Annotated in this window: 12 protein-coding genes; 2 read left to right on the forward strand and 10 right to left on the reverse strand. The window is 62.0% G+C overall.

The features are described 5' to 3' along the window. The first annotated feature begins 96 nt into the window (after positions 1-96). Together ACIPW4_RS26830 and ACIPW4_RS26835 are read left to right on the forward strand one after the other, a co-directional pair. The gene (locus ACIPW4_RS26830) at positions 97-1,017 is read left to right on the forward strand and encodes an EamA family transporter (protein WP_400663593.1); all 921 of its coding nucleotides are present in this window, start codon (positions 97-99) and stop codon (positions 1,015-1,017) included. Continuing rightward, positions 1,017-1,886 (forward strand): aldose 1-epimerase, encoded by an 870-nt coding sequence (locus ACIPW4_RS26835; protein WP_400663595.1) that lies wholly within the window; start codon positions 1,017-1,019, stop codon positions 1,884-1,886. Before ACIPW4_RS26830 ends, ACIPW4_RS26835 begins: the two co-directional genes overlap by 1 nt. A 148-nt stretch (positions 1,887-2,034) precedes the next feature. Here the strand turns inward: ACIPW4_RS26835 and ACIPW4_RS26840 are convergent, their stop codons facing one another. The 10 genes from ACIPW4_RS26840 to ACIPW4_RS26885 form a co-directional block, all read right to left on the reverse strand. Beyond that, on the reverse strand, positions 2,035-3,330 hold the full coding sequence (locus tag ACIPW4_RS26840) for an MFS transporter (RefSeq protein WP_400663596.1): 1,296 nt from the start codon (positions 3,328-3,330) through the stop codon (positions 2,035-2,037). A 195-nt stretch (positions 3,331-3,525) separates the two neighbouring features. Then, positions 3,526-4,422, reverse strand: a complete 897-nt coding sequence (locus ACIPW4_RS26845; protein WP_400663599.1) for a LysR family transcriptional regulator — start codon at positions 4,420-4,422, stop codon at positions 3,526-3,528. Positions 4,423-4,483: 61 nt separating this feature from the next. Further along, the gene (locus ACIPW4_RS26850) at positions 4,484-6,496 is read right to left on the reverse strand and encodes a pyridoxamine 5'-phosphate oxidase family protein (protein WP_400663602.1); all 2,013 of its coding nucleotides are present in this window, start codon (positions 6,494-6,496) and stop codon (positions 4,484-4,486) included. Between the two features lie 24 nt (positions 6,497-6,520). Then, entirely contained in the window at positions 6,521-7,192 is a 672-nt protein-coding gene (locus ACIPW4_RS26855) for a glutathione S-transferase family protein (RefSeq protein ID WP_400663604.1), read from the reverse strand. 76 nt (positions 7,193-7,268) lie between these two features. Continuing rightward, positions 7,269-7,823: a UPF0149 family protein gene (locus ACIPW4_RS26860; RefSeq protein ID WP_400663607.1), complete on the reverse strand. Its 555-nt coding sequence runs from the start codon at positions 7,821-7,823 to the stop codon at positions 7,269-7,271. An 85-nt stretch (positions 7,824-7,908) separates the two neighbouring features. Continuing rightward, positions 7,909-8,904: an asparaginase gene (locus ACIPW4_RS26865; RefSeq protein WP_400663610.1), complete on the reverse strand. Its 996-nt coding sequence runs from the start codon at positions 8,902-8,904 to the stop codon at positions 7,909-7,911. Continuing rightward, positions 8,901-10,022, reverse strand: a complete 1,122-nt coding sequence (locus tag ACIPW4_RS26870; RefSeq protein ID WP_400663620.1) for a hypothetical protein — start codon at positions 10,020-10,022, stop codon at positions 8,901-8,903. The genes ACIPW4_RS26865 and ACIPW4_RS26870 overlap by 4 nt, the downstream gene beginning before the upstream one ends. 42 nt (positions 10,023-10,064) lie before the next feature. Beyond that, positions 10,065-10,961, reverse strand: coding sequence for a nitrilase family protein (locus tag ACIPW4_RS26875; protein ID WP_400663613.1), 897 nt, complete (start codon positions 10,959-10,961; stop codon positions 10,065-10,067). A 152-nt stretch (positions 10,962-11,113) separates the two neighbouring features. Next, complete coding sequence (locus ACIPW4_RS26880; RefSeq protein ID WP_400663616.1) at positions 11,114-13,048, reverse strand: flavin monoamine oxidase family protein; 1,935 nt, start codon at positions 13,046-13,048, stop codon at positions 11,114-11,116. Positions 13,049-13,240: 192 nt separating this feature from the next. After that, the gene (locus ACIPW4_RS26885) at positions 13,241-14,884 is read right to left on the reverse strand and encodes an acetolactate synthase large subunit (protein ID WP_159409168.1); all 1,644 of its coding nucleotides are present in this window, start codon (positions 14,882-14,884) and stop codon (positions 13,241-13,243) included. Between the last annotated feature and the right edge of the window lie 359 nt (positions 14,885-15,243).

A 15,243-nucleotide genomic window follows, 5' to 3' on the forward strand; every position in this document is an offset into this window, starting at 1 on the left:
TTGACGCTGAAACCTCGGGGCCGCTTTGCGGCCCTTTCGCGACACAAGGCCGCTCCTACAGGGCCCCAAGGTTCTCAATGCAAACGGATCCTGCACATGGCTGTCTCTTCTTCTGCTGCAAACCTCTTCCCCCGCAAACTGGCCATCGCCCTCCTCGCCCTGCTGGCCTGTTCGTTCGCCGGCAACCACATCGCCGCACGCATCGCTTTCGACAACGACACCGGCGTGCTGCTGGCCATCCTCTGCCGTTCGGGCATCACCTTCCTGGTGTTGTCCTGCCTCGTGCTGTGGCAGCGCCAGCCGCTGGCCCTGCCGGCCGGCACGCGGCACTGGCAGCTGCTGCTGGGTCTGCTGATCGCGACCCAGAGCCTGTGCCTGTACTCGGCCGTGGCACGCATCCCGGTGGCCCTGGCGCTGCTGGTGGGCAACACCTTCCCCATGCTTCTGGCACTGCTGACCTGGGTGTTGGGCGGTAGCCGACCAAGCGGGCGCACCGTGCTGTTCATGGGCCTGATTCTCTGCGGTCTGGTGCTGGCGCTGGACGTGCCGAGCCACCTGAGCGGCGGCCATGAAGCGAACCCGCACTGGGCCACCGGTGTGGGCCTGGCATTCTGCGCCGCCTGTGTGTTTGCCTGCGCACTGTGGATCACCGACCACAAGCTGGCCGCCGTGCGCGGCCCGGTACGCAGCCTGCTGACCCTGCTGATCGTGTTCGCCAGCATGCTGGTCGCCGGCATCAGCGGCGTGATGCCCGCCGGCTTGTCGCTGCCGGGCAGCGCCAGCGGCTGGATGGCGCTGGCCAGCCTGGTGGTGTTGTATGGCGTGGCCTTCACCTTGCTGTTCGTCTGCGTGCCCAGGCTGAACATGGCGCAGAACGCGCCGGTGATGAACGTCGAACCCATCGCCACCTTGCTGCTGGGTTGGGCGTTGCTCGACCAGCAACTGAGTGGCTTGCAATTGCTGGGCGGCGCCGTGGTGGTGTGCGGCATCGTCTTGCTGACCTACCGGAGGCCTTGATGAGTGTTCCCCTGTTGCACCTGCAAGACCGTCTGACCCGCCTGAGCATCGCCCCCGAGCTGGGCGCCAGCCTGGTCAACTGGCAGGCCAGCGCAACTGGCCAGGCGCTGCTGCGCCCTGCCGACGAGGCCGCCCTGGCCAGCGGAAGCCCGCGGCAACTGGGCTGCTACCCGCTGGCACCCTGGTCCAACCGCATCGCCGAGGGTGGCTTCCTGCGCCCGGATGGCTGGCTGGCCCTGGCACCGAACACCGGGCACGACCCTTACCCGATCCACGGCAGTGCCTGGCAGCAGCCCTGGCAAGTGGAGCACCACAGTGAGCGCCGTGCCCGCCTGAGCCTCGATAGCGCCTTGCCATTTGCCTACCGGGCAACGCTCGATATTCACCTGCACGAAGGTTGCCTGAACATCGATTTGCACGTGACCCATCAAGATTCGGCGGCCAGCTGGTATGGGTTGGGGCTGCATCCCTACTTTCCGCGCCATGCCGATACGCAGTTGCATGCACAGGCGCGCACTGTGTGGCTGGCGGAGAATGAGGCATTGCCGTCACGGCAGGCTGAAATACCTGATCACTGGAATTTCGCCAAACCACGGACACTGCCGACAACGCTGGTCGACCATGCTTTCAGCGAATGGCCCGGCAACTGCGTGATCGAGCAACCGGGCGCGGGGTACAGGCTGGTGTGCAGCGCCAGCGGGGCTGAGCATTATCTATTGTTCTGCCCGCACGAGCAGCCGTTCTTCTGTTTTGAACCGGTGAGCCACCCGATCAATGCGCATCATTTGCCAGGGCGGCCAGGGTTGAGATTGTTGCAGAAGGGAGAATCGACCAGCCTGGGATTCAGGATGCAGTATCAGCCATTGTGACTGCGTCGCTTGAAACAGGGGCTGCTGTGCAGCCCATCGCAGGCAAGCCAGCTCCTACAGGGACCGCGCTAAACTCAGGGCTTGCGCTATACCTGTGGGAGCTGGCTTGCCTGCGATGGGCCGCAAGGCGGCCCCAGGATTTCGCGCCCTACGCCAATGCCTCGGTCGACGCTGCCAGAGGATCTTGCGAAGCAGCCCCATTCACCTCACGCGCCACCTTCCACACCAGCACTGCCGCCACGATATCGAACGCCGCCAGCACCACGAACAGTGGGCTGTAGCCAATCTGCGTCACCAGGATGCCGAACACCAGGGTAAACAGCGCCGCGCCCAGGTAACCGCACATCCCACCCATACCGGTCGCCGTCGCCACCTGGTCCTTGCTGAAGGAGTCCGAAGTGATCGAGTACAACGCCCCCGACAAGGTCTGGTGGGCAAAGCCGCCAATGCACAGCAGCAGGATCGCCGTGTACGGGCTTTCGACCAGGCCGATGCAGGCCGGGCCGATCATGCAGCTGGCGCCGAACACCAGCACCATCTTGCGCGAAGTGAACAGCGATACCTTGAAGTAGCGATGGAACAGGGGGCTCAGGTAGCCGCCCAGCACACAGCCGATGTCGGCCGCAAGGAACGGCAACCAGGCGAACATCGCCACTTCCTTGATGTTCATGTGCCGCTCGGTCATCAGGTACAGCGGGATCCAGGCGTTGAAGGTCTGCCAGGCCGGTTCCGACAGAATCCGCGCCGAAGCGATGGCGTAGAAGTTGCGGGTCTTGAAGATACGCTTCCAGGCGCCTTTCTCGCGCTGCTCGGCCTTGAAGTGGGCCTCCTGGCCGGACAGGATGTAATCGCGCTCTTCATCGCTCAGGCGTTTCTGATCACGCGGGTGCTTGTACAGCAGCATCCAGAGCAGGGTCCAGAGCACACCCGATACACCGACGATGACGAACGCCAATTGCCAGCCACTGTGCAGGATCGCCCATACCACCAGCGGGGGCGCCAGCAGTGCGCCCAGCGACGAACCGATATTGAACCAGCCGATGGCGACCGAGCGCTCTCTGGCCGGGAACCACTCGGTGGTGGCCTTGACCCCGGCCGGCAGGCCGGCGGCCTCGGTCATGCCCAGCAAGCCCCGCAGCAACGCCATGCTCTGCCAGCCGCTGGCCAGTGCTGCGCCCGCGCAAGCCACAGACCAGGCCAAGGCGAACACGGCAAAGCCCAGTTTGGTACCGATGAAATCGATGAGCCAGCCGGCAATTGGCTGCATGAGCGCGTAACACATCTGCCAGGTGGCGACGATCTTGGCGTACTGCTCGGTGGTGATGGAGAGGTCGGTCATCAGCGTGGGGGCTGCCACCGAGAGGGTGTTACGGGCGAGATAGTTGACGACGAGCCCGGCCGTGACAAGGCTGACCATCCACCAACGGATGCCTTTGATCTTCATTGTTCACCTGAATCTTGTTTTTAGAGTGACGGGTGATCTGTCTCACGCGCCGGCAGGGCTAAATGAGACAAATTGTTTCAGGCGAAGAGTGCCATGCCACAGGTCGTCGTACAACAACAATCAATCATGGTCAGGAAATATGGGGATTTTGAGTTTTTCGTAATGATATCCGACTGCGTTGTACGACCTCGATAGTCAGTCCAATTGCCGAGCCTTCAAGTCTTGCGCCAGCATGTCGATGAACGAACGCACCTTGACGGAGCCGTACTTGCTCTCGCGGTGCAGGACGTGGATCGGCCAGGGGGCTTCTTCGAAATCGGCGAGAATGACCTGCAACTGGCCGCTGGCCAGTTCATCGACCACCTGATATGACAGCAGCCGGGCGATGCCCAACCCGCCCACCGCCGCAGCGATCGCACCGTCGTTGCTGGTGACCGTCAGCCGCGGCTTCATGCGTACCAGGGTCGGTTCGTCGGCCAGGCCAAAGCGCCAGCCGGCGCGTGGCGAAAGGTTGGTGGTGGCGATCACCGCATGTTCCAGCAGGTCGGACGGGTGCTGCGGTTCGCCCATGCGCGCCAGGTAATCGGGCGATGCACACAGCATCCGCCGCACCCGCCCCACGCGCAGGGCCTTCAGGCCGGAGTCGGGCAGCGGCCCGATGCGCACGGCCACGTCCATGCCCTCCTCGACCATGTTCACCACACGGTCGAGGAAGTACGCCGATACGTCGACCTCGGGGTATTGCTGCAGGTAGCGTACGATGCAGGGCATGACGAACTTCTTGCCAAACAGGATCGGCGCGGTGACCGTCAGCTCGCCCTTGGGCATCGCATTGATACCGGCCGCGGCTTCGTTGGCTTCATGGATGCTCGAGAGGATGTGCCGGGTATCTTCCAGGTAGCGGATGCCCGCCTCGGTCAGGCGTACGCTGCGGGTAGTGCGCAGCAGCAGCTTGACCCCGATCTGCTCTTCGAGGGCGCTGACCGCACGGGTGACGGCGGCGGGCGAGATATCCAGGCGGCGTGCCGCAGCGGCGAAGCTTTCCAGCTCGCCGACGGCGACGAACACCTTCATCAGGTGGATCTGGTCCATGCAGGTTCCTGGGCATCGGGGGTGCGGGGATTATCGGCTATCTGCTTCACCTGTGCCTGCCTCACAGCTCCAGCACCAACGCCTGGGCCGGCACCGCACAGCAGATCAGTGCAGTGCCCTCTTCCGGCAGCTCGGCAGGCGGATTCGGGTAATGCACCTGCCCACTCACCACCTTGGTCTTGCATGTCCCGCACGAACCGCCCCGGCAGCTGAACTCCGGCGACAGCCCACGCGCCTCGGCCAGCTCCAGCAAGGTTCCGCCACCCGGCGCCCAACGCGCCTCCTTGGCAGAACTGGCGAAATATACCGGCACCGGGTCGCTGGCAGCCGGAGGTTGCTGCAGCATCGGCTGGTTGTCATCGCCATGCCGGCGCAGCGTCGATGGCCCGAACGCTTCGGCATGAATGCGCCCGTCCGGTACATGGACACCGCGCAGCCCTTCGTACAGATCCTGGGTGAAGCTGGCCGGGCCACACAGGTAAAAGTCGTAATCATCCAGCGCCAGCGTTGCCTTGACCTGCTCGATGCCCAGACGCCCCACATGCTCGAAGTCACGCCCTTGCACGGCCTCCGGCTCCGGCTGGCTCAGCGAGCGATGCATGCTCAGGCGCGACCCTGCCTGCAGGCGTAACGCCGCCAGCTCCTGTTGAAATGGCAAATCCGCCAGGCTGCGTGCGCCATGGAACAAGTGAATGCTACGCGCATCCTCGGTCGCCAGCAGTTCGCGCAGCATCGCGATCAGTGGCGTGATGCCCACACCTGCGGCGATCAGCACGACGGGCCGACTGCTGGTGCTGGCCAGCGTGAAGGCGCCCATGGGCATACGCACGTCGAGCGTATCCCCGACCCTGACCTGCTCATGCAGATAGCGCGATGCCGGCCCCTGCGCCTTGACGCTGATGCGCAGGTAGCCATCGGAGGGCGCGCAGGACAGGCTGTAAGTACGAACCAGCGGCGCATCCCCCCCGAGCGCAATACGCACGGGAATGTGCTGGCCGGGCAGGAACGCCACCGGTTCATCCGCTGCAAGGTAGAACGAGCGAATGTCGCGACTCTCCTGCTCGACCCGCGCTACCCGCCAAGGCAACCATTGCCGCTGCCGTTGACGTTGCTGCAGCCGCTGTTCAGCCTCGACCCAGGTGCCGGTCATGAGGCTGGTCGGCGCGAATTCCTGGAACACCCAACGCAGGCTGACCGCTGCCGGGCGCACCACGACGTGCTCGATATCCAGCGTCCACAGCCGCTCGGCCCCTTCGAAGGCATTGATCAACGGGCTGTCGAGTACCACCTCGGTGCGCCCGGTCACCTGCAGCACATCGCCGCTGCTGAAATCGACGAACAACAACCCCGCTCGCGGGTTCTCCAGCAAGTTGCCGAGGGTATTGAAATGCAGGTTGCCGGCATAGTCGGGAATGGTCAGACGGTTGCCTTCGACCTTGACGAAACCGGGGCGGCCACCACGGTGCGAGACGTCCACCGAACGCTGCCCGTCGCCGTGATCGATATAACTGGCGACGAACAGTGTGTCGGCCTTCTCGATCATTGCGGCGCTGGTGGCATCCAGCTCTTGCGCATCGATCCGCCCGTGCGCCGGTTCATCGACGCGGGTGTATTCGCGCAGCTGGATGTACTGCGGGCAATTGCCAAACGCCTGCTCCACCTGAACCGCCAGTTGCCCGTCAGTGGCCTGGGCGATCAGCCCGTTGATGCGGTTGCGCCGACGCGTGTGCAGCTCGATGCCGAGCAGGCCGATGGCGCCACCGGCCGCAAGCCCCTGGGTTGCCGGGTCGTCGCTGGCCGGGTGGGTATCGATCAACAGTTGCCGAGGGTCGGGCGAGCTGACGAAGCCCTCCGGACCTTCGAGCAGCGTCGCCCAAGGCTTGCCGCCTCGATCCACTGTAGCGGCGACGATAAACGGCAACTGCTGGTAGAACGCGCGGTGCTGGTCAGGCATGTGGTCACGAACGACCTTCTGCCCGAACACGTCCATGCGCTCTGATACCCCCACATGCTCCTGCAGGCGTTTCTCGCCGGCATGCCAGGGTGAGGTGCGGTGATCGGGGAGTTGCGCCATGGTGGCATTCCTCGCGTGGGGGGCTCAGACAGCGGTCTGCAGGCCGACGGCGGTGCGTGGCATGGCGACGAAGCCAGGCAACGCTTCGATCCGCACCAGCCAGGCGCGCACGTTGGGGTAAGGTTCCAGCGAGACATTCCCTTCAGGGGCGTGGGCGATGTAAGAGTAGTTTGCGACATCGGCGATGGTCGGTTCATTACCGACCAGGAACGCCGACTTGGCCAGCTCGGCGTCCATCACCTTGAGCAAGGTGTGGGCGCGACCGATCACTTCGTCGGTGTTGAACGACGCACCGAACACGGTCACCAGCCGGGCGGCCGCGGGGCCGAACGCCAATGGCCCGGCGGCCACCGTCAGCCAGCGCTGCACGCGGGCGGCACCCAGCGGGTCATGGGGCAGCCACTTGCCAGCCTTGTCGTAGGTGCTGGCCAGGTAAACGAGGATGGCGTTGGAGTCGGCAATCACGGTGCCGTTGTCATCCATCACCGGCACCTGGCCGAACGGGTTCAGGGCGAGGAACTCCGGCTGCTTGTGCGCGCCCTTGGCCAGGTCTACGAACACCAGTTCGGTGGGCAGGTCGAGCAGCGACAGCATCAGTTCGATGCGGTGGGCGTGGCCGGACTTGGGGAAGTTATAGAGTTTGATCACGGGCTGAGCTCCTGGACTGGCACCGGGGTGGTGCCAGGTGGAGCCCATCCTGCGCTGAATCGGCTGGCAGCAGAATCAGTGCGGGAAGCAAACCATAATTTCGCCTTGCGAAATAATTAGACTGTCAGTGGCGCGACTGCTTCTGGTAGCGATACAGGCCTCGCGCAGCTTCGATCACGTGCGGCACGCAGGCCTGCAGCTCATCGAAACTCATGGCATCGAGCAACTCGAAGTTGTCTTCCAGACCATGCAGCGAAATCGCCTTGAGCATCTGATCCTGCGCTGCTGGAAGCTCGCCCCAACGGGCTTCCTGGGTGCCACGCATGTAGCCGAAGCACCATTCTTCCATGATGATCGCTGGCCCCTCCTCGGCTTCGCTCTCCTCGAACAGCGGCTCGAAGCTGTCGAGGTTCTGCGCCAGTTGCTCGGCAATCTGATGGGCATAGCGCAGCATCAAGGCGGTGTAGGCCTCCTCGTGGGCGGGCTTCTTGAACTTCGGTACCTTGCCGCCTGCGACCGTAGGCAGCCATTGCTCAGGCAGCACCTCGACCGGGGAGCTGGCCAAGGCAGTGAAGAAGCCATTGAGCTCGGCGAGGTTGAGCACAGAATAGTCGTTGCCATAGGTGATCAGCAGGTCTTCGAGGCGGGCAAGTTCTTTTTCGCTGAGCGGGGGGAGCATGGGTAAACATCCTGGAATGCAAAGATGCGTCACCCTAGCACAGGACTGACCGAAGTGAGCCCGCCGGCTCACTTCGGCGGGCATTTCACTGACGTGCCGCCAACCAGCCCGGTAGCGCCGCCTGGTTATCCAGACCGATCAGCAACCACAACAGTATGCGGCACTTGCGCGGACACAGATCGCCGGCCATGTGCAGGCCTTTGCTCACCAGGTCAATTTCCGCACCGGCGAAGCCGTAGGTGGCCCTCGCGGTCGGCCCGCTGCCGGTACGGGTGGCGACGATCACGGGCATGTCCTGTGCAATCCGGGCCATCGACTCAGCCCACACAGCGGACACATGGCCTGCGCCGAAGCCGCCAACCACCAGGCCCTCGTAGCCCAATGTCGGGATGGACTGCAGGAGTGCGCTGTCGGCGTCCAGGCATGTCTCGAGCAAAGCGACTCGGTGTTCCCGACCTCGCGGCAGAGGCAACACCTTGCGCAGCGCTGGAGGGCGACGGTAGATCGCCCGCCCCTCCACCACGTACCCTTCAAGGCCCCAGCCTGGCGATTCGAAGGCAGCCATTGCCAGGCTGGCAGTCTTGCGTACATCGGCGGCAAGGTGAATCTGGTCATTGAGCACTACCAGCACACCACGCCCATGGCTTTCAACCGCCAGGGCCACCTGCACTGCTGCAAGCAGATTGGCCGGCCCGTCCCTGCCCGGATGGCTGGCCGGGCGCATGGCACCGGTCACCACCAACGGCACATCGAACGGCCAGAGCAGGTCGAGAAAATAAGCCGACTCCTCAAGTGTGTCGGTCCCTTGCGTCAGCACCACTGCCTGCGCGCCACCTTCGACCTCGCGCCGAGCCCAGCTCAGCACATCGAGCATGACCTGGAAGGAAAGCGATGCACTGGGCAACAGGCACAGCGTGGCGGTGCTGATCTGGGCAAGCGAGCCAAGCAGCGGTAATCCCGCAAGCAGCTCGCGGCCTTCCAGCTTCGGCGTCACGCCGTGGCCTGGCAAGCCCGATTGCATACTGACCGTACCCCCCAGGCAGCCGAGCGAAAGGCGAGGCAAGCAAACCTTGTCGTTCATGCGCTCGCCCCCATGATCAGTCCCAATAGCGAGACAATGCCCAATGTGCACACGGCCATGGACACCACATTGCCAATGTAGCCATGCATGTAGCCTGGCAACCGCTGACTGATAGCCACCGCCAACGGTGGCGCGAACAGTGCTCCAAGTGCAGCGCTGCCGACCACTACCTGCCAATGGCCACCCAACGTCAGTACCGAAGCTGGCACGATCGATACGATGGGAATGTAGGTCGGATACCACCCGCACTCTCGCCACTGGCGTAACCACAGCAACACGCCGAACAGCGATGCCAGTGCCTGGCCCGCGATCATTGGCAGCAGTAATTGCGACCCATAGGCCGGTGCCGAAGGCGCCAATGCATAGGCGAGCATTACCCCGAGCAGCAATCCGAGGCTGGCCAGCTCATTGCCGAAAAACGGCGCCTCGGTGAAGTCGGCAAGCACCCGACGCAGGATCCACCACAAACCATAGTCCGCCTTGCCGCTGAGTGGCTGCCGTGTACAAGGACGTAAACCATCACGTACCAGCACCGGAAAGCGTTTGCACAGGCCGAAGGCCAGCAGGCTCGCCAACGCCATGCCACTCACGTTGCCGATCACCACCGGCAACCCCAGCGGATAGCACAGGTAATTGACCAGCCAGAGGCTCGCGGGTGTTACCAGCACCGCCCCCAGCAGCGCCCCGCTGAGGGTTACCCGCCAACCGCCGCCGAACAACAGCACCATGGCGGCGGGCAGCGAGACAAAAGCCACGAAGGTGGGTTGCCAGGCACCACTGGCCAGTGTCCAGCCCCAAAGCACATGGCTGAGCAGCAGCCCGAGCAGCGAGCTGGCGAACAGCCAAGGCCACAGGCCGCTGCCGTAGCAGATTGCAAAGCCCTGCCAGCGATAACCTTGCATGTGTGCCCAGTGGGCCAGGCAAGCACCCAGCAGCATGCCCAGTGCCGGCAGCTCGTGTTTGTAGAAGGCGACTTCGCTGATATCTCCGACAATCCAGCGTAGGCGACTCAATGGCTGCTCGAGCGAAGTGGACAACACTGCATAGTCAGGCCATTCGCCAAACGCCAGACTGGCTGCCAGCAGCGCTACGAGCACCAGCATCGTCAGCAAGGGCATGTGCTGTCGAGCGACAGGAAGTGTCTGTTCCATACGCCCTCCTCAACGCGGCATTGCTGAATGCATGCGGTAGCCCAGCGCAGCATCGTACAGATCGGTACGACGATCGCGGGGCAGGTCGTTGAGGCTGTTCCAGATCGGCGCCGAGCGTGCTGCACTCAGGTCGACATCGGCGTAGACGATGCACTCCTCCTCGGCACCGGCGACTTCGCCGATTGGCCAGCCATGGGTGCCCGCGATCAGCGAACAGCCAAGAAAGCGCCCGCCCCGCTCACTACCGATACGGTTGGCAGCGGCGATATAGAGGTTGTTGACGTGAGCAGCAGTCATGGTCAGGTAAGACGCCATGCAGCGTCCCGCCGCATCGAACAATGGCGGCGGTGTCCACACCCAGTTGTTCAGGCTGCAGATGATGTCGGCACCTTGACTGGCCATGAGCCGCGGTACTTCCGGGAACCAGATATCCCAGCAGATCAGCAGACCGATGCGCCCGATCGGGGTTTCGAACACTGGGAAGCCGAGATTACCGGGGGTGAACCAGAGTTTTTCCTGGTTCCACAAGTGCGCCTTGCGGTAATGCCCGAGCCGGCCTTCGGGACCAAACAGTACGGCACTGTCATAGAGCCTGAGCCCATCCCGCTCTGTGAAGCCTGCTGCGAGGTATACCTGCTGTTCTCGAGCGAACCTTTCCCAGGCCAGAAGGCTGGGGCCGTCCTCCAAGGACTCTGCGTGTGTGTAAGCCTCGGCACGAGAGTGGAAGGTATATCCCGTGTTTGCCAACTCGGGCAGCACAATCAGATTGGCTCCCTCACGGACAGCGCGCAGCGCCAGCGCCAACCCTTTGCTCAAGTTGCCGTCGATGTGCTCGAGGCCCACTTGCGGGTCGTACTGAAGGACAGCGATACGGACGGGACTTACCGGTTTGCAATTTGCAGGCATGGCGGCTTCCTTGGTTTTGGTTGTTGTGGAAGGAAGCCAGTAGAACGGGAGTTGCCCGGGGAGAAACAGTCAGGTGACTCCCACGGGGCTTGAAGGATACGGCGAATCAGGATGTAAGAGACATCCTACAAGTGAGCTTCGATGCTCAGCATTTACCGGACTTGATAGTGCGGATAGTGTGCGAGCTCGAAGCCGTCCTGGAATTGAGCAGACGTGTGACTGCAGAGATTGATGACGGCATCGATGGCAGTGCGAAGACACGGCTCTGTCCAGCCGGCGTCCACAGAGAAGGACTCGCCAGCCAGATAGAGCCCCGAAGCGCTACTGAAATCGCGATTGTATTTCATCAGGCTGACAGCATCGTAATAAGTGCCAGCGCGGTACAACTTCGCACATCCGAGCGCATTTCGATCTGTCATCCAACGCTGTATGCGGATGTTTCGAGTATCGATAAAGGGCGAAATGGCTTCTCCAATATTGCTGCAGCGCAACAAGATCCGGTCGAGTTCCTTGATGCATTTCTGGGCCAGCTCATCATCGGAAAATAGCGCCAGTTTCGTCGCATCATCCTCCCACGTGTAGCTGAGCAGGATACAGTCGTCGCGGTAACCGTCGTTATAACGGTAGGCATAGACATCGTGAACAAAGCTGTCGGTCACCAGTATCTGCGGCAGATGTGGGTTTTTGTCGAGAAAGTCTTTGCGCAACGGTGCGTAGATTTTGCAGCTGGTTTCCCAATGAGCGTGTTTCCAGGCATCGACCACTGATTGCGGCAATACCTCGCGGCTGAAGCCTTCGAGAAGGATATTGGTTTCGATCAACCATGAAGGCGTGGTGAGAATGACACTGTCGAAGACTTCGCTCAGCAGCTGCGCCTGTTCTGGGTGGCTATGCTGCCAGCGATAATCGACACGAATACGCCCATCTGCCTGCTTGTGCAATCCACACACGGAGGTATCGGTAAGCAGGCCATCTTTTCGCGTCAGTAAATGGTGATACAGCGAAGAGTCAGGCCCCTCAATATCCATGAACAGCAGACATTCATCCAAGGCAGCCAGGCCGATATAGGCAGGCGCCTGGAACTCCAAGCCTCTACTGTCTGGTACGGTGCCAGCGCCCAGGCAGGGAGCGGCCAAAGGAATGCCAAGCTGATCAACTCGGCCATGCACTAGCTGCAGGTGGCTACTGAAGCCGAAGATGGCAGTGCGCAGCGGGTACAGACAGCAGACATCGTAAAAAGCGCCCCAACTACCGTCGCCTATGCCGATTGCATAGAAGATGGCCGACTCCTCGCGAGTCATGCCTAGTCCGCCGAAATCACCAGGCGCTTGTGGGTCCCATGTCTCCTTGGCAGGTAGATGGACCAAGTCGCGGAACGACACCCGGTGGTAGCGTTCTACAATGGCAGACCACATCACCTCCCAATGCTGCGTTCCGTAAACTGCGGCCACCCGTTCGGCGAAATGCTCGGCGAAAAGCTGCCACTTGCCATGAACCGTCTCCAATACTGCGCTTGGTGGGGGCGTATCCCCCTGTGGGTTGCGCCACATCAATAATGTCGGCTGGCCCTCTCCCTCAAGCTGACCCTCCCGCAAATAAATACCCGTCGCATTTACCCACGGCGTACCGGGATTGGGAAAATCGGAGATTCTCAGATCGAACAGATCGGCGTAGTGGGCCATCAGCGAGCGCCCTGCCTTGGGTGCCTCGCCGCTTCTATTAAAGAATGGCATGCGCATGGCCCCCATTTCGAAAGGCGTCGAGGGTTGCTTGTAATCCTCACCATTGTTCACGATCGTCAGGTGACGGCCCCCAACACGTTGTGATTGCTCGATCAGCGTGACGTGGGTAAAGCCGCACCGCAGAAGTTCACGCGCTGCAGTCAATCCGGTTATACCGGCACCTACTATGCAAATACGGTGTTCATGGCGTGTGGCATGGGCAATTCCTTCCTGCTGCTCGACTAGCCGGCGATAGTCGAAACACAGGTCAGGCGGATTAGGAAAGCGAGCAGCCCAGGGCTGAATGAGGTCGTTTGGCTCGACGTCCAAGTCGGCGGGATGGTTGTGCGACGATCCGATGGTCATTTTCTCGTGCTCTCGAAAAAGAGAGCATGAGCATGATTGGTCACTTGCACTGCAAAGCGGCGAATAATTAATGCCACAAAGCATTCGCGGCGGTTCGGCGTCCCGATGAACCCGCCCCCATCGGGACTGCACGGGGCTCGTAGCTGTGCAGTCCTGTAGGAGCGGGCTTGCCCGCGAATTGGCCGTTACGCCTTAGACCGCCAGCGCGCGCTCACGCAGCTCGCTGTTGAGGATGCGGTCGTTCTCGCTGTAGTCGACCGGGCAGTCGATCACATGCACGCCAGGGGTCTTGATGCAGTGCTCGAGCAGCGGCAGGAAGGCTTCGGCGCTTTCCACGCGGTGGCCATTGGCACCGTAGGCTTCGGCATATTTGACGAAGTCCGGGTTGCCGTAGTCCAGGCCGAAATCGGTGAAGCCCATGTTGGCCTGCTTCCAGCGGATCATGCCGTAGCCGTCGTCACGCAGGATCACCACGGTGATGTGCATGCCCAGACGGACTGCAGTTTCCAGCTCCTGGCTGTTCATCATGAAACCGCCGTCGCCGCACACCGAGATCACCGGGCGATCCGGGTACACCAGGTGCGAAGCCATGGCCGATGGCAGGCCAGCACCCATGGTCGCCAGGGCGTTGTCGAGCAGCACGGTGTTCGGCTTGTGCGCCTTGTAGTTACGGGCGAACCAGATCTTGTAGATGCCGTTGTCCAGGGCGACGATGCCTTCGGATGGCAGTGCACGACGGATGTCGGCGACCAGGCGCTGCGGGTAGACCGGGAAGCGGTTGTCGTCGGCGCCTTCGGCGATCTGCGCTTCGTTGGCTTCACGGATGGCCATCAGGCGGGTGAAGTCCCAGTGCGCGGTGTCGTTCAGTGCTTCGCTGATCTGCCACACGGCATTGGCAATGTCGCCGATCACTTCGACCTGCGGGAAGTACACCGCATCGACTTCGGCGGAGCGGAAGCTGATGTGGATGACTTCGGTACCGCCACGGACCATGAAGAACGGCGGCTTCTCGATCACGTCGTGGCCGATGTTGATGATCAGGTCGGCCGCTTCGATTGCGCGGTGAACGAAGTCACCGGACGACAATGCAGCGTTACCGAGGAAGCGCGGGTGGCGCTCGTCGACCACGCCTTTACCCATCTGGGTGGTGATGAACGGGATGCCGGTCTTGTCGATCAGTTGCTTGAGGACTTTGGCGGTCATCTTGCGGTTGGCGCCAGCGCCGATCACCAGGATCGGGCTGCGGGCCTTCTGCAGTTTTTCTACAGCAGCTTCGATGGCCACGTGCTCGGCCAGCGGGCGGCGGTGCAGGCTGCGCGGGATCGGCAGGGCATCGGTCTGCTCGGCGGCGATGTCTTCCGGCAGCTCGAGGTGCACGGCACCCGGCTTTTCTTCTTCAGCCAAGCGGAACGCTTCGCGCATGCGGGCCGGGATGTTGTCGGCCGAGGCGAATTGGTGGGTGTACTTGGTGATGGGGTCCATCATGCCGCACACGTCGATGATCTGGAAGCGGCCCTGCTTGGACTTCTTGATCGGCTTCTGGCCGGTGATCATCATCATCGGCATGCCGCCGAGGTAGGCGTACGCACTGGCGGTTACCAGGTTGGTCGCGCCAGGGCCCAGGGTCGACAGGCTGACACCGGTCTTGCCGGTCAGGCGGCCATAAGTGGCGGCCATGAAGCCCGCAGACTGCTCGTGGCGGGTCAGTACCAGCTTGATCTTCGACTTGCGCAGGGATTCCAGCAGGTCGAGGTTTTCCTCACCAGGAATGCCGAACACATACTCGACACCTTCGTTTTCCAGGCATTGCACAACGACATCGGCGGCCTTGGCCATCTTGCTTGTAACCTCAAGTGATCGGACGGTGGAAGTCCAGAAATGCGCAGCACGGTACGCTGGCATCGCTCGGTTCGGGGGCCAGGATTGCCCCGAACTTAAGTCTTGACGCAGCTTAAGCGCAAACAAGTCACGTTAATTTGCGAGAAATATTGTCGCACCGTACCGGCGGTGCAGATAGGAGGATACAGACAAAAGACATTTGGCTGCAGCGCCAAAGCGCCGCATGGGCGAAGCGCGGAAAAGACAAAACCCCTACCTGCTTGCGCAGATAGGGGTTTTGCGAAATGAATCTTGACGATGACCTACTCTCACATGGGGAAACCCCACACTACCATCGGCGATGCATCGTTTCACTG

Origin of the sequence: Pseudomonas sp. NPDC089996, assembly GCF_044748405.1 — a bacterium.
Lineage (GTDB): Bacteria > Pseudomonadota > Gammaproteobacteria > Pseudomonadales > Pseudomonadaceae > Aquipseudomonas.

What these genes read in the sequence shown, in the direction of transcription:
- ACIPW4_RS26830 (WP_400663593.1), top strand. Translation starts at nt 97, where the DNA reads ATGGCTGTCTCTTCTTCTGCTGCAAACCTCTTCCCCCGCAAACTGGCC.
- ACIPW4_RS26835 (WP_400663595.1), top strand. Translation starts at nt 1,017, where the DNA reads ATGAGTGTTCCCCTGTTGCACCTGCAAGACCGTCTGACCCGCCTGAGC.
- ACIPW4_RS26840 (WP_400663596.1), bottom strand. Translation starts at nt 3,330, where the DNA reads ATGAAGATCAAAGGCATCCGTTGGTGGATGGTCAGCCTTGTCACGGCC.
- ACIPW4_RS26845 (WP_400663599.1), bottom strand. Translation starts at nt 4,422, where the DNA reads ATGGACCAGATCCACCTGATGAAGGTGTTCGTCGCCGTCGGCGAGCTG.
- ACIPW4_RS26850 (WP_400663602.1), bottom strand. Translation starts at nt 6,496, where the DNA reads ATGGCGCAACTCCCCGATCACCGCACCTCACCCTGGCATGCCGGCGAG.
- ACIPW4_RS26855 (WP_400663604.1), bottom strand. Translation starts at nt 7,192, where the DNA reads ATGGGCTCCACCTGGCACCACCCCGGTGCCAGTCCAGGAGCTCAGCCC.
- ACIPW4_RS26860 (WP_400663607.1), bottom strand. Translation starts at nt 7,823, where the DNA reads ATGCTCCCCCCGCTCAGCGAAAAAGAACTTGCCCGCCTCGAAGACCTG.
- ACIPW4_RS26865 (WP_400663610.1), bottom strand. Translation starts at nt 8,904, where the DNA reads ATGAACGACAAGGTTTGCTTGCCTCGCCTTTCGCTCGGCTGCCTGGGG.
- ACIPW4_RS26870 (WP_400663620.1), bottom strand. Translation starts at nt 10,022, where the DNA reads ATGCCCTTGCTGACGATGCTGGTGCTCGTAGCGCTGCTGGCAGCCAGT.
- ACIPW4_RS26875 (WP_400663613.1), bottom strand. Translation starts at nt 10,961, where the DNA reads ATGCCTGCAAATTGCAAACCGGTAAGTCCCGTCCGTATCGCTGTCCTT.
- ACIPW4_RS26880 (WP_400663616.1), bottom strand. Translation starts at nt 13,048, where the DNA reads ATGACCATCGGATCGTCGCACAACCATCCCGCCGACTTGGACGTCGAG.
- ACIPW4_RS26885 (WP_159409168.1), bottom strand. Translation starts at nt 14,884, where the DNA reads ATGGCCAAGGCCGCCGATGTCGTTGTGCAATGCCTGGAAAACGAAGGT.